Here is a 21,519-nt window from a genome sequence, read left to right as displayed (position 1 = left end):
GGCCCACCGACGTCGCCTAGGCTCTCGGCTCGTGACCAGCTCGCTGACCGCACGCCGCCCTGAGGTCCCGGCCGACCGCCTGCTCGCGGGGTTCGTCCCACCGCGGCACTTCGTGCAGGCGAGCTTCGACTCCTACCGTCCTGACCCCGGGCATCCGAGCCAGGAGGACGCACGCACCCGGCTGGCCGAGGTGGCAGACATCCTCGAGGCCCGCCCCGCGCGACGCTGGTGGGGAGGCCGCGCCAGGACCGCGCCGGTCGCGGTGTACCTCGACGGGGGCTTCGGGGTCGGCAAGACCCACCTGCTGGCGGCGCTGGCGCACCGGGTCGAGGGCTCCGTCTACGGCACCTTCGTGGAGTACACGCACCTGGTGGGTGCCCTCGGCTTCGCGACCACGGTGCGCGAGCTGAGCGGGCGCCCTCTCGTCTGCATCGACGAGTTCGAGCTCGACGACCCGGGCGACACGGTCCTCATGTCACGCCTGCTGCGCGAGCTGGCGGACGCGGGGGTGGCCCTGGTGGCCACCTCCAACACGCTTCCCGAGTCCCTGGGGGAGGGGCGCTTCGCGGCCGAGGACTTCCTGCGGGAGATCCAGGCCCTCGCGGCCCGGTTCGAGGTGCTGCGCATCGACGGGCCCGACTACCGGCACCGTGGTGCACCCCACCCGGAGGAGGGCCTGCCCGACGAGGAGGTGCGGGCGGCCTGCGCCCAGGAGTCGACGGCGACCTGCGACGCGTTCGTCGAGGTCCTCGAGCACCTGCACCACGTGCACCCGAGCCGCTACGGAGCCATGCTCGAGGGTGTCGGCGCGGTGGGGCTGACCGAGGTGCGGGCCGTGACGGACCAGGCGGACGCCCTGCGCCTGGTGGTGCTCGTGGACCGGCTCTACGACCTCGACGTCCCGGTGCTCCTGGGCGGCTGCGGCACGAGGGGCCTGTTCAGCGAGACCATGCTCGGCGGGGGCTACCGCAAGAAGTACCTGCGGTCGCTGTCCCGGCTCGGGGTCCTGGCCGAGCTCGGCCGGGTCCGCGCTGCCGAGCTCGGCCGAGCGTAGGCTGCCGAGCCCGAGCAGGGCCCTGCACCCGGCCCTCAGGACCGGCGTACGGCGGCGGCCGGTCCTGACGGCGCCCTAGACCTCGGAGGCCTCGAGCCGTGCCAGCTCGGACTCCACGTCGACCTCCGTGACGGGCCAGTCGAGGTCGAGGCCCTCGAGGGCCCGGCCGACGAGCTCGGTGACGGCCAGACGGCTGAACCACTTCCGGTCGGCCGGGACGACGTGCCAGGGCGCGTGCTCGGTCGAGGTGCGGTCCAGCACCTCCTGGTAGGCCTGCTGGTAGTCGCGCCACCGCTCCCGGGCGTCGATGTCCTCCGGGACGTACTTCCAGTGCTTGTGCGGCCGTTCCAGGCGCCGGCGCAGCCGGTGGGCCTGCTCCTCGGGGGAGATCGCGAGGAGCACCTTGACGATCGTGGTGCCGCTCTCGACGACCTCACGCTCGAAGGCGTTGATCTCCTCGAACCGCGGCTCCCAGGTCTCGACGGGGACGAGGCCCTCGACCCGGACCACCAGGACGTCCTCGTAGTGCGACCGGTCGAAGACCCCGAGGGTTCCCGGTGCGGGCAGGGCCCGGCGGATCCGCCACAGGTAGTGCTGGGCGGCCTCCTCGGGGGTCGGGACCCCGAAGGCCGTCAGCGCCACGCCCTGAGGGTCGACCATGCCGAGCACCGTGCGCACGACGCCCCCCTTGCCCGCGGTGTCCATGCCCTGGAGCACCAGCAGGACCGAGCGATCACCACCGGTTCGGCCGTGGGCGTAGAGCTTCTCCTGGAGGTCGGCGAGCTCGCGGCCCCGGGCGGCCGTCGCGTCCCGGCCCGCCCTCTTCTTCCCGCGCCACCCGGGGGTCGACCGTGTGTCGAGGTCGGCAAGGTCGAAGCCGGGAGCCACGCGCAGGGCGTCGGCAGCAGGCCCGCTCCAGCCCATCAGGAGGTCCCGGCGGGACGGCCAGGGTCTGGGCCGAGGACCGCGACGCCGCGGGCACCGAGCCTCAGGGTGCCGTCCTGCCCCTGCTCGACCGGCCCCCAGCGCAGCAGCACCGCCCCGGCCCCGCCGCCCGGCACCTCGGCCGGGGTCTCGGCGAGATTGAAGACGGTGCGCACGGCGCCCCTCCGCACCACGAGCCACGACCCGTCGGGGGCGTGGTCCACGCCGACCGCCGCGAGGTCCCCCGAGGCGAGGTCGGGCTGGGCCTTGCGCAGCGCGATGAGGTCCCGGTACCAGTCCAGCAGGCGACGGTGGGCCTCCTGCTCGGGCTCGGACCAGTCCAGGCGGCTCACGGTGACCGTCGACGGGGCCTGGGGGTCCGGCACGTCCACGTCCCCGCCGTAGAGCTCGGCCCAGCCGTGCCCGCCGAACTCCTCGCGGCGGCCGCGGCGGATGCCCTCCACGAGCTCGGGCTCGGCGTGGTCGGTGAAGTACTGCCACGGGGTCCGGGCGCCCCACTCCTCGCCCATGAAGAGCATGGGGGTGAAGGGCGAGGTCAGCACCAGGGCTGCCGAGGCGGCGAGGGCGCCGTCGTCGAGCCGGGCGGAGGGACGGTCGCCCAGGGCGCGGTTGCCGACCTGGTCGTGGTCCTGACCGAAGACGACGAAGCGGTGCCCGTCGGTCTCGGGAGGCACAGGCCGCCCCCAGTCGCGCCCGCGGAAGGTCGAGTACCCGCCGTCGTGCACGAAGGCCGAGGTCAGGGCCTTGGCCAGGACCTCGGGGCTGCCGAAGTCGACGTAGTAGCCGTGCCGCTCGCCGGTGAGGAAGGCGTGGACCGCGTGGTGGACGTCGTCGGCCCACTGCGCCGTCATGCCCTGGCCCCCCTGAGCCGTGGGCGTGACCATGGCGACGTCGTTGAGGTCGGACTCCGCGATGAGGGACAGCGGACAGCCGACGTCGGCGGCGAGCCCGGCGACGGCGTCGGCCATCTCGGCCAGGACGTGCCGTGGCGAGTCGTCGACCAGGGCGTGCACCGCGTCCAGCCGGAGGGCGTCGAGGTGGAACTCGCGGAGCCACCGGGTCGCGTTGTCGACCAGGTAGGCGCGCACCTCGGCCGCGTCGGGTCCGTCGAGGTTGACGGCCCAGCCCCACGGGGTCTCGTGCCGGTCGGTGAAGTACGGGCCGTAGACGCCCAGGTAGTTGCCCGAGGGACCGAGGTGGTTGTGCACCACGTCCAGGCACACGGCGAGGCCGCGGGCGTGGGCGGCGTCCACGAAGCGCTGCAGGGCGGCGGGGCCGCCGTAGGGCTCGTGGACCGCGTAGATCGCGACCCCGTCGTACCCCCAGCCGTGGACGCCCGGGAAGGCGGCCACCGGCATGAGCTCGACCATGTCGATCCCGAGGTCGACCAGGTGGTCCAGGCGCGCGACAGCGGCGTCCAGGGTGCCCTCCGGGGTGAAGGTGCCCACGTGGAGCTCGTAGATGACGGCTCCGCGCGCGTCGCACCCGGCCCAGGCGCCGTCGGCCCAGTCGTAGCGCTCAGGGTCGAAGACCCGGCTGGGGCCGTGCACCCCGTGGGGCTGCCAGGCGCTGCGCGGGTCGGGGCGCGGGTCGCTCCCGTCGACGGCGAAGGCGTAGTCGGCGCCGTGCGGCAGGGACAGCGCGGCGACCCACCACCCCCCGGGGTCCTGGGTCATGGCGTGGCGGTCGGTGGGGCCGTCCGGGCCTCCGGTCACCAGCTCGACGGACTCGGCCGTGGGGGCCCAGACGCGGGGGCGGGTCGTCATCGGTGGTCCTCCTCGACGAGCAGGGCGACGGGCAGGTCGGCGAGGATCTCGGCCAGCCGCGCGCTGCCCTCGTCGAAGGTGCTCCCGGTCAGGACGTCGCGCCACCGGCCCGTGGGCAAGGTCACGGTGTGCTCTCCCCAGCCCCCCAGCCGGTCGAGGGACAGGGCCAGCCGGGTCGCGACGCACAGGACACGCGGCTCACCGTCCTCGCTGCGGGCGAAGGCCAGGGCGTGACCCGAGGACGCCGGGAGGGGCTGGTAGCCGGCCCCGAGCCCGGTGAAGGCCCCGGCGTGGTCACGACGTGCCCGCAGGGCGCGGGAGGTGACGATCATCTTCTCGTCCTCGAGCCCGCGCGGTCCCTCGGTCTCGAGGCGGTCGAGGGAGCGGTCCAGGGTCGTGTAGTCCACGGGCCGGCGGTTGTCCGGGTCGACGAGGGCGACGGCGGGCACCTCGGTGCCCTGGTAGACGTCCGCGACCCCGGGCAGGCAGAGCTGGACGAGCTTGGTGCCCAGGGTGGCCGCCCGCACGCCCACGGCCGTCCGCCGGTCCCACCCGGCGAAGGCCTCACGCACGGCCGGGGAGGCGTGGGTTGCCGCGGCCCAGCCCAGCACCGCCTGCTCGTAGGCCTCGTTCTGCGCCGTCCACGAGGTGTGCGACTTGGCCTCCCGCACGGCCTTGGTCAGGTACTCGGTGAGGCGGTCGAGGGCCAGCGGCTCCTCGCCCTGCCAGGTCCCGGCGAGGGTCTGCCACCAGATGTTCTCGGTGCGTCCGTCCAGGACCGACGGACGCAGCTCGGCCGTCGTCGTGCGCAGCCGGTCGACCAGCTCGGCCCACTCGACGGGGAGCTCGGACAGCACGCCGAGCCGGGCGCGGACGTCCTCGCTGCGCTTGGTGTCGTGGGTCGACAGACCTGTCATCGCCACGGGGGCGTGGTGCTGGGCGCGACCGGCCCAGGCGTGCAGCTCCTCGGGGCTGATCGCGAAGCGCTCGGGCGCCCCGCCGACCTCGCACAGGCTGATCAGGTGGCTCCACCGGTAGAACGCGGTGTCCTCGACGCCCTTGGCCATGACGGCACCGCAGGTCTGCTGGAACCGGACCACGAGCTCGTCCCGGCGGGCCTCACGGGTCCGCCCCGCCGAGCCGATCTCCTTGCCCAGCAGCATCTCGGCGAGCAGCTCGAGGGTCTCGAGCCGGTCGTCGGCGAGCCGCCCGCGGGCGTGGGCCACGCACTCGGCGAAGGCTGCCTGCGAGTCGGGGTGCGCGGTCTCGCCCGGCACGACGTAGTACCGGTAGCGGTCCGCGGCGACGAGGAGCTCGAGGAGGCAGTCGTGCAAGGACCTCCAGGTGTGGTCCCGGAGCCGGACGTCGTCGCGGCAGATGTCTGCCGCGAGGTCTGCCAGGCGGTGCACCTCGGCGTAGAGGGGGCCACCGACGATCTCGCGCTTGGCCTCCTCGACCAGGCCGGGCAGGGCGTCCGTCGTGTCACCTGTCAGGCGGTGCATGAGGGCTCCGAGCTCGGCGCCGCCGCCCGGGTCGACGAAGGTCGAGTGCACGCGCCACATGGCCTCGTAGCCGGTGCTCCCGGCCGTCGTCCAGTCCTCGGGGAGGTCCTCCGCCGGGGCGAGGATCTTCTCGACCACCACCCAGGCGTCGTCGGTGGCCTCGGCGAGACGATCGAGGTAGCCCTGGGGGTCCGCGAGGCCGTCGGGGTGGTCGATCCGGAGCCCGTCGATCACGCCGGTCCGGAGCAGGTCCGTGACCAGGGCGTGGGTCGCGTCGAAGACCTCGGGGTTCTCGACCCGGACGGCGGCGAGGGTCCCGACGTCGAAGAACCGTCGGTAGTTGAGCTCCTCGTTGGCGACCTTCCAGTACGCGAGCCGGTAGTGCTGGCGGTCCACCAGGTCAGCCAGGGGCAGCTGCTCGGTCCCGGCGCGGACCGGGAAGACGTGGTCGTAGTAGCGCAGCACCGGCTGCGGGCCCTGGTCCTCCTGGCCGGGGACCACGGCCTCGTCGACCGTGAGCTCGTCCGAGCCGAGCACCGCCCCGATCCTGCTGCCGAGCACGGGCATGAGGAGGGCGCCGTCCCCCGCGGACCAGTCGACGTCGAACCATGCGGCGTAGGGCGACTCCGGTCCGTGGGCCAGGACCGACCACAGGGCACGGTTGTGCCATACCGGGGTGGGCACGGCCATGTGGTTGGGCACGATGTCCAGGACCAGACCGAGCCCGGCCTCGTGGCTGGCTGCGGCGAGGCGCTCGAGGGCGGGGCGGCCGCCCAGCACGGGGGAGATCTCGTCGTGGGCCACCACGTCGTAGCCGTGCGTCGAGCCCGGCGCCGCGGTGAGGACGGGGGAGAGGTACAGGTGGGTGACCCCGAGCCTGGCCAGGTACCCCACCTGGGCCGCGGCGTCGTCCAGCGTGAAGTCGGCGTTGAGCTGCAGCCGGTAGGTCGAGACGGGCACCGGCCGGCCCTCGGGCGGACGGCGCCGCGACGGCCCCTGGCGCTCGGTCGGCTGCTGCTGGTCGTCGACGGCGGGGGAGGCGACCACGCTCAGTCGTCCTCGACGGCACGCGTGAGCACGAGGGTGCTGCGTCCGGTGATCTTGATGGTGCTCGCGGCCTCGACCTGGTCGCCGATGTCGAGGGTGTGGTCGGTGTCGATGACGCAGGTCCATGCCTGGCCGAACTCGGCCGGGGGCAGGGTGAAGGTGACCGGGTCGGCGTCGGCGTTGTACATGACCAGGAAGCTGTCGTCGACCACGGGCTCGCCCCGCACGTCGGGCTCGGCGATGGCCTCGCCGTTGAGGAACACCATGACGGCCCGGGCATGGCCCTCGCGCCAGTCGGCGTCGGTCATGTGCTCGCCGGTCGTGGTGAACCAGGCGATGTCGCCCAGCTCGGACTCACCGCCGTGGTCTGCGCTGCCGAAGAAGAACCGACGTCGTCGCAGCACGGGGTGGTCGCGACGGAGGTGGACCAGCGCACGCGTGAAGTCGAGGTGCGCGGCCTCCTCCTCGTCCAGGTCCCAGTCCACCCAGGTCACCTCGTTGTCCTGGCAGTACCCGTTGTTGTTGCCCCCCTGGGAGCGCCCGAGCTCGTCCCCGTGGGCGATCATCGGCACGCCCTGGGAGAGCAGGAGGGTGGTCAGGAAGTTGCGGACCTGGCGGCGGCGCAGGGCGTTGATCTCGGGGTCGTCCGTGAGGCCCTCGGCCCCGCAGTTCCAGGACCGGTTGTGGCTCTCGCCGTCCCGCCCGTCCTCGCCGTTGTCCTCGTTGTGCTTCTCGTTGTAGGACACGAGGTCGGTCAGGGTGAAGCCGTCGTGGGCCGTGACGAAGTTGATCGAGGCGATCGGCTTGCGGCCGCTGTGCTCGTACAGGTCCGAGGAGCCCGAGAGGCGGCTCGCGAACTCACCCAGGGTCGACGGCTCGCCGCGCCAGAAGTCGCGCACGGTGTCGCGGTAGCGGCCGTTCCACTCGCTCCACAGGGGAGGGAAGCCTCCGACCTGGTAGCCGCCGTCGCCGACGTCCCAGGGCTCGGCGATCAGCTTGACCTGGCTGATGACCGGGTCCTGCTGGACCAGGTCGAAGAAGGCCGAGAGGCGGTCCACCTCGTGGAACTGGCGGGCCAGGGTCGAGGCGAGGTCGAAGCGGAACCCGTCGACGTGCATCTCGTTGACCCAGTACCGCAGGGAGTCCATGAGCAGCTGCAGCACGTGCGGGTTGCGCATGAGCAGCGAGTTCCCGGTGCCGGTCGTGTCGTAGTAGTGGGCCTGGTCCTCGTCGACCAGGCGGTAGTAGGCCGCGTTGTCGATCCCGCGGAAGCACAGGGTGGGCCCCAGGTGGTTGCCCTCGGCGGTGTGGTTGTACACCACGTCGAGGATGACCTCGATGTTCGCCTCGTGCATCGCCTTGACCATCTGCTTGAACTCCTGGACCTGCTGGCCCGGGTAGGCCGAGGAGGCGTAGCCGTTGTGCGGGGCGAAGAACCCGATCGTGTTGTAGCCCCAGTAGTTCGACAGGCCCTTCTCCTGGAGCGTCGGGTCGTTGACGAACTGGTGCACGGGCATGAGCTCGATCGCGGTGATGCCCAGGTCCACCAGGTGGTCGATGATCGCCGGGTGCGCGAGGCCCGCGTACGTGCCGCGCAGCTCGTCCGGGACGCTCGGGTGCAGCTGGGTCAGGCCCTTGACGTGTGCCTCGTAGATGACGCTCTCGTGGTACTCACGGTTCGGCGGACGGTCGTGGCCCCAGTCGAAGTAGGGGTTGATGACCACCGAGACCATCGTGTGCCCGGCCGAGTCGTCCTCGTTGACGGAGTCCGGGTCGCCGAAGTCGTACGAGAACAGCGCCTGGTGCCCGTCGATCTGCCCGTCGATGGCCTTCGCGTAAGGGTCGAGGAGCAGCTTGGCCGGGTTGCACCGGTGGCCGTTCGACGGGTCGAAGGGTCCGTGCACGCGGTAGCCGTAACGCTGACCGGGCTGGACGCTCGGGAGGTACGCGTGCCACACGAAGGCGTCGACCTCGGGGAGGTCGATGCGCTCCTCGGTGCCGTCCTCCGAGATCAGGCACAGCTCGACGCGCTCAGCCACCTCCGAGAAGAGGGCGAAGTTGGTCCCGGTGCCGTCGAAGGTCGCACCGAGCGGGTAGGGCTTGCCTGGCCAGATCTGCATGGGCCAAGAGTGCCAGCATGGGGCCGATCCCGCGCACCAGCGGTCGACGAGCGCTTGTGTCGAAGATCACTGGTGGTCGTGGCGGGCTCGGTGAGGGGATCCCGTGGTCGAGGTCGTCCGCCGTGTCCGGCGCCCTCACCGGGCCAGGCGCTCGACCGCCCCGGCGAAGACCCCTGGGGCTGTCCGTGCCACGGGGACGACCGCCGCGCGAGCCGGCGACCGTGCCCACAGCACGAGCCCGCGGGTCAGCACCCGGTAGTCGCGCGTGGCGCGGCTCCACTCCCGCTCGTAGGCGCCCGGGTCGTCGAGGGTCGCCACGGCAGCCCGGGCCTGGGCCAACCCGACCCGCAGGCCCTCGCCGGTGAGGGCGTCGACGTAGCCCGAGGCGTCACCGACCAGACGGGCACGGCCCGACGTGCGCCGGGTGGTCCGCTGCTCGAGCGGCCCGGCACCGCGCAGGGTCGACGTCGTCGCCGTCCCGGCGAGCCGGTGGGCGAGCTCGGGGACGGCCGCCACCGCCTCGTCGACCGAGGTTCCCCGTGGACCGAGCACGGCGACTCCGACGGTGGTCGCGTCGACCGGCGTCACGTACACCTCGGCGGTCGGGCCCCAGTGGACCTCGACCAGATCGGTCCACGGCTCGACCCGGTGGTGGCGACGCAGCCCGAACCGCCGTCCCGTGCCGCGGGCACGCCGCTCGAGCCCCAGGGTGCGGCGCGTGCTCGAGTGCAGACCGTCGCAGGCCAGGAGCCAGCGCGCCGCGACCCCGCCCGCGACGACGTGGTCCGCCATGACCTCGACCGTCTCGGCTCGCCCCACCACGTGCTCGACGCCCAGGGCGGCTGCGCGCTCGAGGAGCGCCGCGTGCAGCACGGTACGGCGCACCCCCCGTCCCAGGCCCGTGGTGAAGCGGTGGTCGACGTGGCCGGCGCCCGAGCGGTAGCTGATGCCTGCCACGACATGGCCCTGGGGGTCGACCCCGAGCCGCTGCAGCGCGGCCAGGGTCCCCGGCATCAACCCCTCCCCGCAGGCCTTGTCGACCGGTCCCTCACGAGGTTCGACGACCACCACCGAGAGACCGGCCAGCCGGGCCTCGATGGCTGCGGCGAGCCCTATCGGCCCGCCTCCGACGACGACGACCTCGGCGTCGGTCCTCACGGGGGCGTCACGCCCGCGGGTCGACGACGGCCCCGCCGGCACCCTCGAGCGCGCGCTCCTCGGCCGGGACCCGGAAGCCCAGCAGCAGGATCGCGTTGAGCACCGTGAAGGCGACGGCCGTGACCCATGCCGTGTGGACCAGGGGCAGGGCGATGCCCTCGGCCACCACGGCGACGTAGTTGGGGTGGCGGAACCAGCGGTAGGGGCCGCCGGTCACGAGGGGGAGCCCGGGGACGACGATCACCCGGGTGTTCCACCGCGGCCCGAGGGTCGTGATGCACCACCAGCGCAGGCCCTGGCTCGCGACCACCACGGCGAGGGCGGTCCACCCCAGGGCCGGGAGGAAGGGTCGGTCGGCGACGACGACCTCCACGACGCACGCGACGAGCAGCGCCGTGTGCAGGGCGACCATCGCGGGGAAGTGCCCTCGGCCCGACTCGACGCCGCCGCGGGCGAAGGACCACCGCGCGTTGCGCGCCGAGACGACGAGCTCGGCGAGCCGTTCGAGGGCCGTCGCGCCGATCACGACCCCCAGCAGCCACATCATGAGGCCTCCTCGGGCCAGCGCAGCAGGACCATCTCGACCCCGACGCCCGGACCGAAGGCGAGGACCACCCCCGGTGTGCCCGGCGGGGGTGCGTCGCGCAGGGTCGCGGCCAGCACGTGCAGCACCGAGGCCGAGGAGAGGTTGCCGACGGCGGCGAGCACCTCACGGCTCAGGTGCAGCACGGACTCGTCCAGGTCGAGGGAGTCGCGCACCGCGTCGAGGACCCGCGGACCACCCGCGTGCACCACCCAGGCCCCGACGTCACGCACCTTGAGGTCGTGCCGGTCGAGCATCGCGGTCACGTCCTCCGCGAGGTTCTGCTCGATGACCCGCGGCAGGCCGGCCGAGAGGACGATCCGGAAGCCCGTGTCACCCACGTCCCACCCGAGCTGGTCGGTGGTCCCCGGGTAGAGCCGGCTGCGCGAGTCCACGACGACGGCGTGCTGGGGGGTCGCGGCCGGGTGCGCGTCGCCGACCATGACGACGGCCGCGGCGCCGTCCCCGAAGAGTCCGCTCGAGACGAGGTTCGCGGTCGAGTGGTCGCCCTGCTGGAGCGTGAGGGAGCACAGCTCGACCGAGACCAGCAGGGCCACCTGGTCCGGGTGGCCGGTCAGGTGGTCGGCGACGCGGGCCAGGCCGGCGGCCCCGCCCGCGCAGCCCAGACCGAAGGAGGGCATGCGCGTGATGTCCGGGCGGAGCCCGATCCGCTCGACGAGCAGAGCGTCGACGGACGGGGCAGAGACCCCCGTGACCGAGGTGAACAGGAGGTAGTCGACGTCCTCGGGCCGCAGCCCGGCCGCGGTCAGCGCCTCGAGGCAGGCCCGGGCCGCGATGTCGGTGCCCAGGCGGACGAAGTGGTCGTTGGCCGCGCGGAAGGTGGTGAGCTCCGCGTACTGCTCGAGGGGCAGGGCGAGGTGCCGGCTGGTGACCCCGCTCGCGGCATGGAACCGGTCCAGGGCCGTCCGACGACCGGCGTCCGTCCCGGCAGGGGTCAGGAGCGGCCCGATGATCTCGGTGATCCGCTCCTGGGGGTAGACGTTCGCGGGCAGTGCGGGGGCCACTGCGACGAGGCGCGACATGTCCGCATCGTGCCATGCCGGTCGAGATCCGGCGCGGGCGCTAGCGTCTCGGGACGGGCCGCCACGGGACCCGCGCCGAGAAGAGGAGACGACGTGCCCGCACATCAGCGCGTCCGCGGCCTGCTCCTGGCCAGCCACGCCGGCCCGACCGCCGTCGTGACCTGCCTCGCCGCCGCGCTCCTCCTCGCGCTCGACGCCCCCGCGGCGACGGCCGCGACCGCGACCGCCGCGGTGCTCGCAGGCCAGCTGTCGATCGGCTGGTCGAACGACGCCGTCGACGCCGACCGCGACCTCGCCGTCGCGCGGAGGGACAAGCCGGTGGTCCGTGGCTCGGTCACCCCGCGCCTGCTGCGGGCCGCGGCGGTCGTGGCCCTGGGCGTCTGCGTCGTGCTGTCCCTGCTGACCGGGATCCGTTCCGGGGGCGTGCACGTCCTCGCGGTCGCCGGGGGCTGGGCCTACAACCTCGGTCTGAAGGCCACGATCTGGTCCTGGTTGCCGTACGTCGTGTCCTTCGGGCTGCTGCCCGCCTTCCTCGTCCTGGCTCTGCCGGGACAGGCGGGCCCGTCGTCCTGGGTGGTGGCCGTGGGGGGGCTCCTCGGGCTCGGGGCGCACCTCGCCAACGTGCTGCCCGACCTGCACGACGACGCAGCCACCGGGATCCGGGGACTGCCCCATCGGCTCGGACGTCGGGCCACGAGCGTCCTCGCCCCCGTCGTGCTGCTGGCCGCGGCGGCCCTCGTCGTCCTCGCTCCCCGTGGCCCCGTGGGGGCCCTGGAGGTCCTGGCCCTCGTGGCTGCCGGGGTGCTGAGCGTCGCGGCCGGGGTGGTCGCCGTCCTGCGAGAGCGGAGCCGTCTTCCGTTCACCGTGACCATGGCGGTCGCGGTGATCTGCGTGGCTCTCCTGGTCGCAGCGGGTCCCGACCTCCTCGCGCGCTGAGCGGACGGGCGTTCGCCTCGCGAGGAGGCGGACGTCGTCGTACCGTCGAAGGCATCACCGACGCAAGGAGTTGACCATGGGCACGGATGACAAGGCTCGCAACACTGCCGAGAACTGGCAGGGCAAGGCCAAGGAGGCCGCCGGCTCCGCGACCGGCGACCGTGACCTCGAGGCCGAGGGCAAGACCGACCAGTCGACGTCGAAGCTCAAGCAGGCTGGCGAGAACGTCAAGGACGCCTTCAAGAGCTGACCAGCCTGACGCGCGGGCGGCGACCACGAGGTCGCCGCCCGTTGCCGTGCCTGGGGAGGGCGGCCGGGCGTCGCCGCCCTGCCGCGCCGGTAGAGTGGGTCGGTCGAGAGGGGAACGGATGGGACACGGGCACCGCCAGATCGGTGAGGTCGCCGAGCGCACCGGGCTGTCCTTGCGCACCATCCGCTACTACGAGGAGGTCGGCCTCGTGAGCCCGGCCTCGCGGTCCCACGGTGGCTTCCGCCTCTACGCCGAGGCGGACATCGCCCGGCTCGAGCTCATCAAGCAGATGAAGCCCCTCGACTTCACCCTCGAGGAGATGCGCGACCTGCTGACCACCCTGGACGAGATCGAGGACGCCGCCGCCGGTCCTGGTCCCCAGGACGCCCTGCTCGAGCGACTCGAGATGTACCGCCTGGCGGCGGAGGAGAGGTGCGTGAGCCTGCGTCGTCAGCTCGACCAGGCGCAGAGCTTCGCCGACAGCCTGAGCACCGAGCTGGGGCGCCGCAGCGGAGCGAGGTCCTCACGATGACGGCGACGACCACCACCGGGGCCGACCTGGCCCTCGAGACCCGACGGCGGCGGAGCATCGCTGTCATCTCGCACCCTGATGCGGGCAAGTCGACCCTGACCGAGGCCCTCGCCCTGCATGCCCGTGCGATCACCGAGGCCGGGGCCGTGCACGGCAAGCAGGGGCGCGACGGCGTCGTGTCCGACTGGCTCGAGATGGAGCAGAAGCGCGGCATCTCGATCACCTCCGCGGCCCTGCAGTTCGAGGTCGACGACCTGGTCATCAACCTGCTCGACACCCCGGGTCACGCTGACTTCTCCGAGGACACCTACCGCGTGCTCACCGCGGTCGACGCCGCGGTGATGCTTCTCGACTCGGCCAAGGGGCTCGAGCCCCAGACCCTCAAGCTCTTCGAGGTGTGCCGCCGCCGGGGCATCCCGGTGATCACCTTCGTCAACAAGTGGGACCGCCCCGGGCGGACCGCCCTCGAGCTGTGCGACGAGCTCGAGCAGCGCATCCAGCTCAGGCCCACCCCGGTGACGTGGCCCGTCGGCGAGGCGGGGAACTTCCGCGGTCTGCTCGACCCGGTGACCGAGGAGGTCACCCTCTACCGCCGCGCGCCGGGGGGTGCAGCCCTCGCCGAGGAGGAGCACCTCGGGGCCGACGCGGCTCGGTCCGCGCTGCCCGAGCTGGTCGAGGAGGCCGTCGACTCGGTCGGGCTGCTCGACGCCGTCGACCGGGAGTCGTTCCTCGCCGGGACGACGACCCCGCTCCTGTTCGGTGCGGCTCTGGCGAACATCGGGGTCCGTCAGCTCCTCGACGTGGTGGGCACGCTCGCCCCGGCCCCGGACGACCGTCCCGGGCTCGACGGCGCACCTCGGCCCGTCGACGCCCCCTTCAGCGGGTTCGTGTTCAAGATGCAGGCCGGCATGGACACCAAGCACCGCGACCACGTGGCCTTCGTCCGCGTGTGCTCGGGGGAGTTCCAGCGGGGGATGGTCGTGACCCACGGCCAGACCCGCCGGCCCTTCGCGACCAAGTACGCCCTCTCGGTCTTCGGGCGTTCGCGCGACACGATCGAGACGGCCTACCCGGGCGACGTCGTCGGCCTGGTCAACGCGACGAACCTGGCTGTCGGCGACAGCCTCTACGACGGTGGCGGGCCCCCGGTCGTCTTCCCCCCGATGCCCGTGTTCGCCCCCGAGCACTTCGTCGCGGCCCGGGCCGCCGACCCCGGTCGCTCCAAGCAGTTCCGCAAGGGCATCGCCCAGCTCGAGCAGGAGGGCGTCGTCCAGGTCCTGGTCTCCGAGGCGCGCGGTGACGGCTCGCCGATCCTCGCGGCCGTCGGCCCCCTGCAGTTCGAGGTGGCGACCTTCCGCATGGAGCACGAGTTCAACGCGCCGATCCGGGTCGACCAGCTGAGCTACTCGATCGCCCGTCTCGCGACCCCCGAGGACGTGCAGGCCCTGGCCGGGCGCGCCGGGGTCGAGATCGCGCGCCGGGCCGACGGCGTGACCCTCGCGCTGCTCGAGAGCGTGTGGCGGCTGCGGGCGCTGCAGCGCGACAACCCCGAGCTGAGCCTCGAGCCCCTGCCCGCAGGGACCGAGTGAGCCAGGGGGCAGCCCTCGCGGGCGCCGACCCGTTGCACTGGCACACTCGTCCTCAGGTCCCGGCGACGCCAGGGACGACCACGTGATCAACGATCTCGCCGACAGCTAGGTCGACCACAACCTGCATCACCCGCCCGAGGGCCACCAGCCCTCATCTCAGGAGGCTGAACACACCCATGGCATCACCCCACATCGAGAGTCTTCCCGCGCCGCCGCCCCTGGCGCGCGGCGCCCTGCGTGTCACCCCCCTGGGCGGCCTCGGCGAGATCGGTCGCAACATGACCGTCTTCGAGCACCAGGGCAAGCTGCTCATCGTCGACTGCGGCGTGCTCTTCCCCGAGGACCACCAGCCGGGCATCGACGTGATCCTGCCTGACTTCACCTCGATCCGGGACCGGCTCGACGACATCGTCGCGATCGTGCTGACCCACGGCCACGAGGACCACATCGGAGGGGTCCCGTACCTGCTCAAGGAGCGCGCCGACATCCCTGTCATCGGCTCCGAGCTGACCCTCGCCTTCATCTCGGCCAAGCTCAAGGAGCACCGGATCCGGCCGCGGACGGTCCACGTCGAGGCGTTGGACACCCACACGGCCGGACCGTTCGAGCTCGAGTTCGTGGCCGTCAACCACTCCATCCCCGACGGGCTGGCTGTCGCGATCCGGACGAAGGCCGGCCTGGTGCTGCACACCGGGGACTTCAAGATGGACCAGTTCCCCCTGGACGACCGGATCACCGACCTGCGGCACTTCGCCCGGCTCGGCGAGGAGGGTGTGGACCTGTTCCTCACCGACTCGACCAACGCCGAGGTGGCAGGCTTCACGACCTCGGAGCGCGAGCTCACCCCGGCGATCGACCACGTGTTCGCGACGGCGCCGCGGCGGATCATCGTCTCGAGCTTCGCGAGCCACGTGCACCGCATCCAGCAGGTGCTCGACGCCGCCCACCGCAACGGCCGCAAGGTCGCCTTCGTCGGGCGGTCGATGGTCCGCAACATGGGCATCGCGCGCGACCTGGAGTACCTCAACATCCCCCGCGGCCTCGTGGTGGACTTCGGCAAGCTCGAGTCGATGCCGGACGACAAGGTCACCCTGATCTGCACCGGTTCTCAGGGCGAGCCCATGGCTGCCCTGGCCCGGATGGCCAACGGCGACCACCAGATCGCGGTCGGTGACGGGGACACGGTGCTCCTGGCGAGCTCGCTCATCCCGGGCAACGAGAACGCGATCTACGGCATCATCAACAAGCTCACCGACCTCGGTGCGAACGTCGTGCACAAGGGCAACGCCAAGGTGCACGTCTCGGGGCACGCCAGCGCCGGCGAGCTCATCTACTGCTACAACATCGTCAAGCCGCGCAACGTGCTGCCCGTCCACGGGGAGTCCAAGCACCTGCACGCGAACGGCGCCCTCGCGGTGCGCACCGGGGTGCCTGAGGACCGGGTCATCATCGGCGCCGACGGCGTCGCGGTCGACCTCGTCAAGGGGCGCGCGACGATCGCCGGTCGGGTCCCGGCCGGGCTCGTCTACGTCGACGGCCAGACCGTCGGTCGGGCCACCGAGGACACGCTCAAGGAGCGGCGCCTGCTGCGCGAGGGCGGTGTCGTGACGGTCGTCGCCCTCGTGGACCCGGCCAACAACACCCTCGCCGAGCCGCTCGAGTTCCTGACCAAGGGGCTCGTGCACGACGACCACACCTTCGACGGGGTCCAGGCCGAGGTCGAGAAGGCCCTCGAGAAGGCCACCCCCGCGCAGACCAAGGACCTCGAGGCCCTCGAGGGGATCGTCGCGCGGGCCGTCAGCCGCTTCGTGCGCCGCAAGTATCGACGTGAGCCGGTGGTGATCGCGGTCGTCATCGACGCGTAGGCGGTGCGGAGCGGCCCGGTCGTGACCTGTGTCACGGCCGGGCCGCTCAACGCCTGGGGTGAGATGCCGATCCTTGTGCTGGGGCCAGCCGAGGCGGCATGGTCGGAGGAGGGTCTCGTGCAGAGCGTCGACGCAGCTCGACGACCCGCGCCGCGGGCCGCGGTCACCACCCTGGGCACGGCGTGCCTCCTCGTCGGGCTGCTCTGCGGCTTCACCGTGGTCGTGCCCTTCAGCGAGACCGCCCCCCGGGCCCTCGGTGCGGTGCTGGCCGCTGTCGCCCTCGCGCTGGGGGCCGTGCTGCTCCGCCTCGCCCCACGGGTGACCGTGCTGGCGATGCACGCGGTGCTGGTGCTCGCCCTCGGGCTCATGACCCTGGCCGTCCTGCGGTCCACGACCCCGGTCGGGGCCGTGGTCACGGCCGCGGGCTTCTTCTGGTTGGCCGTCTTCGCGGCCGTCTTCCTGACGCGAACGCCCTTCCTCGCCTACCTGGTCGGCATCGGTGGTGGCCTGGCCCTCGGGCTGGCCCAGGCGGGTTCCCCCTCGCCGGTGCAGACGTGGGTGTTCTACCTCGGCACCATGGCGGGGACCTCGTGGGTGCTCCACAGGAAGGTGACGAGCCTGCGCGCGATCGCGGCCCAGGACGCACTCACGGGGGCCGCGACCCGACGCAGCCTCCTGGACGCCGCCGAGCGAGAGCTGGCCTGGTCGCGTCGCACGGGACGTCCCGTCAGCCTGGTGCTGCTGGACCTCGACGACTTCAAGATCATCAACGACACCCAGGGGCACGCGGCCGGGGACGAGGTGCTCGTCGGGCTCACGGCTGCCTGGCGCACCGAGCTGCGCGCGGGTGACGTGCTGGGCAGATGGGGCGGGGACGAGTTCGCGGTCCTTCTCCCGGCGACGGGCGAGGAGGAGGCCCGTCGGGTGGTGGCGAGGCTGGCCGGTGCCGACCAGCGGTGCTCGTGGTCGGCGGGGGTGGCCGCCGGGGCGGCCGACTCCCTGGACGAGTGGATCTCGCGCGCCGACGACGCCCTCTACCGGGCGAAGCGCGCCCGGGCCGGCTCAGTCGTCGGAGAACGGCCTCGAGGCGAAGAGGTTGAGACCGAGGCTCTCGGCCAGCTCGGTGGTCGCGAGGCGCCCTCGGACGCTGTTGCCCGCGGGGTCCAGCGGCGGTGAGTAGGTAGCCAGCCCTGCCTTGCCGGGGGAGGCCGTGACGATCCCGCCGCTCACACCGCTCTTGCCCGGCAGCCCCACCTCGTAGAGCCAGTCGCCCGATCGCTCGTACAGCCCCGAGGTCGCCAGGACGGCGAGCACGTGCTGGCAGTGGGCGGGGTCGATCACGCGATCGCCGGTCCGTGGGTTCACCCCGCCGTTGGCCAGGGTGGCACCCATGACGGCGAGGTCCACGGCGGTCACGAGCAGCGCGCACTGCCGGGTGTACAGGTCCACCGCGGCGTCGGGCTCGAAGCCGAGGTGGTCGTAGGCCTCGAGGAGGTGCGCGATGCCCCGGTTGCGCTGGTTGGACCGGACCTCGGCCTCGTAGACCGCCTCGTCGACCTCGAGGTCACGCCCGGCGAAGGCCGAGAGCCCCTCGTGCAGGTGCTGCCACTTGTCCTCGGCGGTGGACCCGGGCAGGTGGCTCGTGGTGGCGATCGCCCCGGCGTTCACCATCGGGTTCATCGTGCGGTGGTCGTTGAGCTCGACAGCCATCACGCTGTCGAAGGGCTGCCCGGTGTTGTTGACGCCGAGGCGCTCACGGGCCTCCTCGTGCCCGAGGGCCTGGCAGACCAGGGCGAAGGTGAAGGGCTTGGAGACGCTCTGGATCGAGAAGGCGTGCTCCGCGTCACCGACGCAGAAGACCCGCCCCGCCGTCCCGACCACGGCGATCCCGAACAGGTCGGGGTCGGCCTCCTCGATGGCCGGGATGCCGGCGGGGATCTCGCCCTCTCCCACGGAACGGTGCTCCTCGTGGACCGCGTGGACGAGCCGGTCGACCGTGGCGTCCTCGGGCAGTCGGCCCGTCGAGACGGGCGGGGTCTCGCCCCGGTCCGTGACGGTCGGCTGATCCATCGAGGACTCCTAGCTCGGGCGGGGACGAGGACGGCGGTCCCTCGGTCGACCGAGCCTCCCACGAGGACGGGCCGGCCGCTGGATCAGGGACCGGCCCTACGCGCCCTGCCGGCCCATGGGCGGGGCGGGGGAGATCCTCAGTGCCCTGCGCCGAGCTGACCCGCCAGGAGCTCGTGGCGCTTGGCGCTGTCGTCGTCGAGGTTGAGGATGGTGACCTTCTTCCCCTTGGACGCGTACTTGGTGGTGATCGCGTCCAGGGTCGCGACCGTCGAGGCGTCCCAGATGTGGGCCTGCGAGAGGTCGATCACGACGTTCTCGGGGTCGTCGTCGTAGTTGAACTGGTAGACGAGGTCGTTCGAGGAGGCGAAGAAGAGCTCTCCCGTCACGGCGTAGACGCGGACGTCGTCGTCGACCTGGTCGATGCGCTCCACCCTCGTGAGGTGAGCCACCCGTCGGGTGAACAGGACCATGGCCACGACGACCCCGGTGATGACCCCGTACGCGAGGTTGTGGGTCGCGACGGTCACGGCGACGGTCGCGACCATCACGGCCAGCTCGCTCCGCGGCATCCGCTTGAGGGTGCCGATGCTGATCGAGTGCCAGTCGAACGTCGCGACCGAGACGAAGATCATCACGGCGACGAGGGCCGCCATGGGGATGATCGCCACGACGTCCCCGAAGCCCACCACGAGGACGAGCAGGAAGACGCCCGCGAGGAAGGTCGAGATCCGGGTCCGAGCCCGCGATGCCTTCACGTTGATCATGGTCTGGCCGATCATCGCGCAGCCGCCCATGCCGCCGAAGAAGCCCGTGATGATGTTGGCCACGCCCTGGCCCCAGCTCTCACGGACCTTGTTCGAGTGGGTGTCCGTGACGTCGTCGACCAGCTTGGCCGTCATGAGCGACTCGAGCAGTCCGACCAGGGCCATCGTGAGCGCGTAGGGCGCGATGATCTGGAAGGTCTCGAGGGTGAAGGGCACGTCGGGGACGACGAGCGAGGGCAGGCTGCGGGGCAGCTCGCCCTCGTCGCCCACCGTGGGCACCGCGATCGCCATGAGGACGGTCACGCCGGTCAGCACGACGATCGCGACCAGCGGGGCCGGGACGGCCTTCGTCAGGTACGGCAGCCCGAACACGATGATCAGCCCGACGGCGACGAGCGGGTACACCTGCCACGGCACGTCGACGAGGTGAGGCAGCTGCGAGGTGAAGATGAGGATGGCCAGGGCGTTGACGAAGCCGACCATCACCTGCCGCGGGATGAACCGCATCAGCTTGGCGACACCGATCACGCCGAGGAGCACCTGGAAGACGCCGGCCAGGATCACCGTGGCGATGAGGTACTCGAGCCCGTGCTCCCGAGCCACCGGGGCGATGACGAGGGCGATCGCCCCCGTGGCAGCGGAGATCATCGCCGGGCGCCCGCCGAGGAAGGCGATCGAGACGGCCATCGTGAAGGAGGCGAAGAGCCCGATGCGCGGGTCGACCCCCGCGATGATGGAGAAGGCGATCGCCTCGGGGATCAGGGCGAGGGCGACGACCAGGCCCGCCAGGACCTCGGTGCGCAGCCGGGCGGGGGAGCGCAGGGCGCTCATGACGGAGTGGGTCTCGTCGGCCTCGGGGATCCGCGGCGAGGCGTGGGTGGTCTCAGACACGCAAGGTCCGTTCGTCGTCGTGGGGCGTCGCGCGCCCCGGAAGGAGCCGTCCGGGACGGCGGGTCAGGAACTGGGGGCGCGACGCTGCGCGACGAGGGCGTCCGCGACGGCACAGCACAGCCGGTAGGTCGCGTCCGGCGGGGCTATCGTACCGTGACGTAAGCGTAGAGTCTCGCACCGTCCTACCGACCGGCGCGGCTCCTCCGCGCAGCGCCGCAGGTGCCCACCCGCCACGGATAGGGTGCGGGTCGCAGGCGCCCGCGGTCCCGCCCGGGCGCGCCGTCACGACCGAGGTGAGGAGCGTGGCATGAGCCGCCGTCTCCAGGAGCTGGCCTGGCACGAGACGCCCCTGGGCGAGCTCACCCTGCGACGCCGAATCGACCCGGTCTCCGGGCAGGAGATCCACGAGGTCAAGCTCGGCGAGGAGTTCCTCATGTCCTCGCTGTTCACGGCGGCCGAGGAGGAGCTCGCCCGCCGCGCCTTGGCCGAGCTCGACGGGACGGAGCACGAGGTGCTCGTGGGCGGCCTGGGGCTGGGCTACACGGCGCGGACGGTGCTCGAGGAGGCTCGGGTGGCCTCCCTGGTCGTCGTGGATGCCCTCGCCGAGGTGATCGGGTGGCACGAGCAGGGGCTCGTGCCCCTCGGCCCCGGGCTCACGGCAGACCGACGCTGCTCGCTGGTGCACGGGAGCTTCTTCGCCCTCATGTCGGGCGAGCTCGCGGCGCAGGACCGTGCCGGCCACCCGGTCGACCGGGCCTACGACGCGATCCTCGTCGACATCGACCACTCGCCGCGCCACGTGCTGCACCCGGACCACGCGAGCCTCTACACGCCTGAGGGCGTCGACGAGGTGGTGCGGCGGCTGAGGCCGGGCGGTGTGTTCGCCCTCTGGTCCAACGACCCGCCCGACGTGGACTACCTCGAGGTCCTCCGCACCGGTCTGGTGGACTGCCGGGCCGAGGTCGTCCCCTTCGCCAACCCCCTCCAGGACGGTCCGGCGACGAACACCGTCTACCTCGCCCGACGCCCCGTCGGGGACTGAGGCACCGGCCGCGCCCGCCTCTCGGCTCAGCAGGTCAGTAGGAGGGGTCGAACCGTGCCAGGCGGTGCCACCGGGGGCCGTAGCGGCGGTCGAGCCGGGAGGCCCCGACGTCGGCCAGGGTGCTCACCGTGGCCCGGACCCGGCGTCCGAGATCGGCCGACTGGCCGTCGTCCTGCGCCGTGTAGCGGACGCTGATCCGTGGCTCGCCGCGCACCACCGTGAGGGCCCAGGCCTCGACCGTGGTGCGCTCCCGCGCCGCCTCGGCAGCTGCCGGGAGCACCTGCTCGGGCGCGACCCCCGGCCTCAGGGCGCCGATGGTGAGCGTCAGGCGGTAGGAGGGCACGCAGGGCATGCTAGGTCGA

At 72.5% G+C, this 21,519-nt stretch carries 18 protein-coding genes; 8 read left to right on the top strand and 10 right to left on the bottom strand.

All coding sequences use genetic code 11. The annotated features are described in order from the left end of the window. The first annotated feature begins 31 nt into the window (after positions 1-31). Positions 32-1,054 carry a cell division protein ZapE gene (gene zapE / locus J4G33_RS01800; protein ID WP_208054172.1) on the top strand — a complete coding sequence of 341 codons (1,023 nt, stop codon included), beginning with the start codon at positions 32-34 and terminating at the stop codon, positions 1,052-1,054. A gap of 75 nt (positions 1,055-1,129) precedes the next feature. Here the strand turns inward: zapE and J4G33_RS01795 are convergent, their stop codons facing one another. From J4G33_RS01795 to J4G33_RS01765, 7 genes are all read right to left on the bottom strand, one after another. Then, positions 1,130-1,978: a PPK2 family polyphosphate kinase gene (locus tag J4G33_RS01795; protein WP_208054171.1), complete on the bottom strand. Its 849-nt coding sequence runs from the start codon at positions 1,976-1,978 to the stop codon at positions 1,130-1,132. Further along, positions 1,978-3,765: a malto-oligosyltrehalose trehalohydrolase gene (gene treZ / locus J4G33_RS01790; RefSeq protein ID WP_208054170.1), complete on the bottom strand. Its 1,788-nt coding sequence runs from the start codon at positions 3,763-3,765 to the stop codon at positions 1,978-1,980. Before treZ ends, J4G33_RS01795 begins: the two co-directional genes overlap by 1 nt. Next, positions 3,762-6,314: a malto-oligosyltrehalose synthase gene (gene treY / locus J4G33_RS01785; protein ID WP_208054700.1), complete on the bottom strand. Its 2,553-nt coding sequence runs from the start codon at positions 6,312-6,314 to the stop codon at positions 3,762-3,764. The genes treZ and treY overlap by 4 nt, the downstream gene beginning before the upstream one ends. A 2-nt stretch (positions 6,315-6,316) precedes the next feature. After that, complete coding sequence (glgX, locus tag J4G33_RS01780) at positions 6,317-8,434, bottom strand: glycogen debranching protein GlgX (protein ID WP_208054169.1); 2,118 nt, start codon at positions 8,432-8,434, stop codon at positions 6,317-6,319. A 135-nt stretch (positions 8,435-8,569) separates the two neighbouring features. After that, entirely contained in the window at positions 8,570-9,592 is a 1,023-nt protein-coding gene (locus J4G33_RS01775; RefSeq protein WP_208054168.1) for an NAD(P)/FAD-dependent oxidoreductase, read from the bottom strand. A 7-nt stretch (positions 9,593-9,599) separates the two neighbouring features. Continuing rightward, positions 9,600-10,139 carry an isoprenylcysteine carboxyl methyltransferase family protein gene (locus J4G33_RS01770; RefSeq protein ID WP_208054167.1) on the bottom strand — a complete coding sequence of 180 codons (540 nt, stop codon included), beginning with the start codon at positions 10,137-10,139 and terminating at the stop codon, positions 9,600-9,602. Continuing rightward, positions 10,136-11,218 carry a type III polyketide synthase gene (locus J4G33_RS01765; RefSeq protein ID WP_208054166.1) on the bottom strand — a complete coding sequence of 361 codons (1,083 nt, stop codon included), beginning with the start codon at positions 11,216-11,218 and terminating at the stop codon, positions 10,136-10,138. The genes J4G33_RS01770 and J4G33_RS01765 overlap by 4 nt, the downstream gene beginning before the upstream one ends. A 93-nt stretch (positions 11,219-11,311) precedes the next feature. On the opposite strand from J4G33_RS01765, the gene J4G33_RS01760 reads away from it, so the two are divergent. From J4G33_RS01760 to J4G33_RS17690, 6 genes are all read left to right on the top strand, one after another. After that, positions 11,312-12,154 carry a UbiA family prenyltransferase gene (locus tag J4G33_RS01760; protein WP_208054165.1) on the top strand — a complete coding sequence of 281 codons (843 nt, stop codon included), beginning with the start codon at positions 11,312-11,314 and terminating at the stop codon, positions 12,152-12,154. Between the two features lie 76 nt (positions 12,155-12,230). Further along, positions 12,231-12,404 (top strand): CsbD family protein, encoded by a 174-nt coding sequence (locus J4G33_RS01755; RefSeq protein ID WP_208054164.1) that lies wholly within the window; start codon positions 12,231-12,233, stop codon positions 12,402-12,404. A gap of 118 nt (positions 12,405-12,522) precedes the next feature. Beyond that, positions 12,523-12,936, top strand: a complete 414-nt coding sequence (locus tag J4G33_RS01750; RefSeq protein ID WP_208054163.1) for a MerR family transcriptional regulator — start codon at positions 12,523-12,525, stop codon at positions 12,934-12,936. Next, positions 12,933-14,525: a peptide chain release factor 3 gene (locus J4G33_RS01745; protein WP_208054162.1), complete on the top strand. Its 1,593-nt coding sequence runs from the start codon at positions 12,933-12,935 to the stop codon at positions 14,523-14,525. The genes J4G33_RS01750 and J4G33_RS01745 overlap by 4 nt, the downstream gene beginning before the upstream one ends. A gap of 176 nt (positions 14,526-14,701) precedes the next feature. Next, a complete protein-coding gene (locus J4G33_RS01740; RefSeq protein WP_208054161.1) occupies positions 14,702-16,390 on the top strand; it encodes a ribonuclease J in 1,689 nt (562 codons plus the stop codon). Positions 16,391-16,507: 117 nt separating this feature from the next. Next, a complete protein-coding gene (locus J4G33_RS17690; RefSeq protein ID WP_208054160.1) occupies positions 16,508-17,566 on the top strand; it encodes a GGDEF domain-containing protein in 1,059 nt (352 codons plus the stop codon). On the opposite strand, the gene glsA is transcribed toward J4G33_RS17690, so the two are convergent. Together glsA and J4G33_RS01725 are read right to left on the bottom strand one after the other, a co-directional pair. Next, positions 17,453-18,460, bottom strand: a complete 1,008-nt coding sequence (gene glsA, locus J4G33_RS01730) for a glutaminase A (RefSeq protein ID WP_208054159.1) — start codon at positions 18,458-18,460, stop codon at positions 17,453-17,455. The two genes, J4G33_RS17690 and glsA, sit on opposite strands and share 114 nt — an antisense overlap. 137 nt (positions 18,461-18,597) lie before the next feature. Then, entirely contained in the window at positions 18,598-20,055 is a 1,458-nt protein-coding gene (locus J4G33_RS01725; RefSeq protein ID WP_208054639.1) for a SulP family inorganic anion transporter, read from the bottom strand. 367 nt (positions 20,056-20,422) lie between these two features. Here J4G33_RS01725 and J4G33_RS01720 point away from each other — a divergent pair, with 367 nt between their 5' ends. Next, positions 20,423-21,157: a spermidine synthase family protein gene (locus J4G33_RS01720; RefSeq protein WP_208054158.1), complete on the top strand. Its 735-nt coding sequence runs from the start codon at positions 20,423-20,425 to the stop codon at positions 21,155-21,157. A gap of 34 nt (positions 21,158-21,191) precedes the next feature. Here J4G33_RS01720 and J4G33_RS01715 read toward each other — a convergent pair whose 3' ends face one another. Then, positions 21,192-21,500: a hypothetical protein gene (locus J4G33_RS01715; protein WP_208054157.1), complete on the bottom strand. Its 309-nt coding sequence runs from the start codon at positions 21,498-21,500 to the stop codon at positions 21,192-21,194. Positions 21,501-21,519 lie beyond the last annotated feature (19 nt).

Origin of the sequence: Actinotalea soli (assembly GCF_017565425.1) — a bacterium.
Classification (GTDB): domain Bacteria; phylum Actinomycetota; class Actinomycetes; order Actinomycetales; family Cellulomonadaceae; genus Actinotalea; species Actinotalea soli.
Note: the sequence above shows the minus strand (reverse complement) of the source record. Positions and strands in the feature narration are given on the sequence as shown.

Bases quoted from the DNA above. Each gene is read 5' to 3' on its own strand.
- glgX (WP_208054169.1), bottom strand. From the start codon at position 8,434: ATGCAGATCTGGCCAGGCAAGCCCTACCCGCTCGGTGCGACCTTCGAC.
- J4G33_RS01720 (WP_208054158.1), top strand. From the start codon at position 20,423: ATGAGCCGCCGTCTCCAGGAGCTGGCCTGGCACGAGACGCCCCTGGGC.
- J4G33_RS01740 (WP_208054161.1), top strand. From the start codon at position 14,702: ATGGCATCACCCCACATCGAGAGTCTTCCCGCGCCGCCGCCCCTGGCG.
- J4G33_RS01755 (WP_208054164.1), top strand. From the start codon at position 12,231: ATGGGCACGGATGACAAGGCTCGCAACACTGCCGAGAACTGGCAGGGC.
- J4G33_RS01770 (WP_208054167.1), bottom strand. From the start codon at position 10,139: ATGATGTGGCTGCTGGGGGTCGTGATCGGCGCGACGGCCCTCGAACGG.
- J4G33_RS01795 (WP_208054171.1), bottom strand. From the start codon at position 1,978: ATGGGCTGGAGCGGGCCTGCTGCCGACGCCCTGCGCGTGGCTCCCGGC.
- J4G33_RS01765 (WP_208054166.1), bottom strand. From the start codon at position 11,218: ATGTCGCGCCTCGTCGCAGTGGCCCCCGCACTGCCCGCGAACGTCTAC.
- treZ (WP_208054170.1), bottom strand. From the start codon at position 3,765: ATGACGACCCGCCCCCGCGTCTGGGCCCCCACGGCCGAGTCCGTCGAG.
- J4G33_RS01745 (WP_208054162.1), top strand. From the start codon at position 12,933: ATGACGGCGACGACCACCACCGGGGCCGACCTGGCCCTCGAGACCCGA.
- J4G33_RS01725 (WP_208054639.1), bottom strand. From the start codon at position 20,055: ATGAGCGCCCTGCGCTCCCCCGCCCGGCTGCGCACCGAGGTCCTGGCG.
- J4G33_RS01750 (WP_208054163.1), top strand. From the start codon at position 12,523: ATGGGACACGGGCACCGCCAGATCGGTGAGGTCGCCGAGCGCACCGGG.
- glsA (WP_208054159.1), bottom strand. From the start codon at position 18,460: ATGGATCAGCCGACCGTCACGGACCGGGGCGAGACCCCGCCCGTCTCG.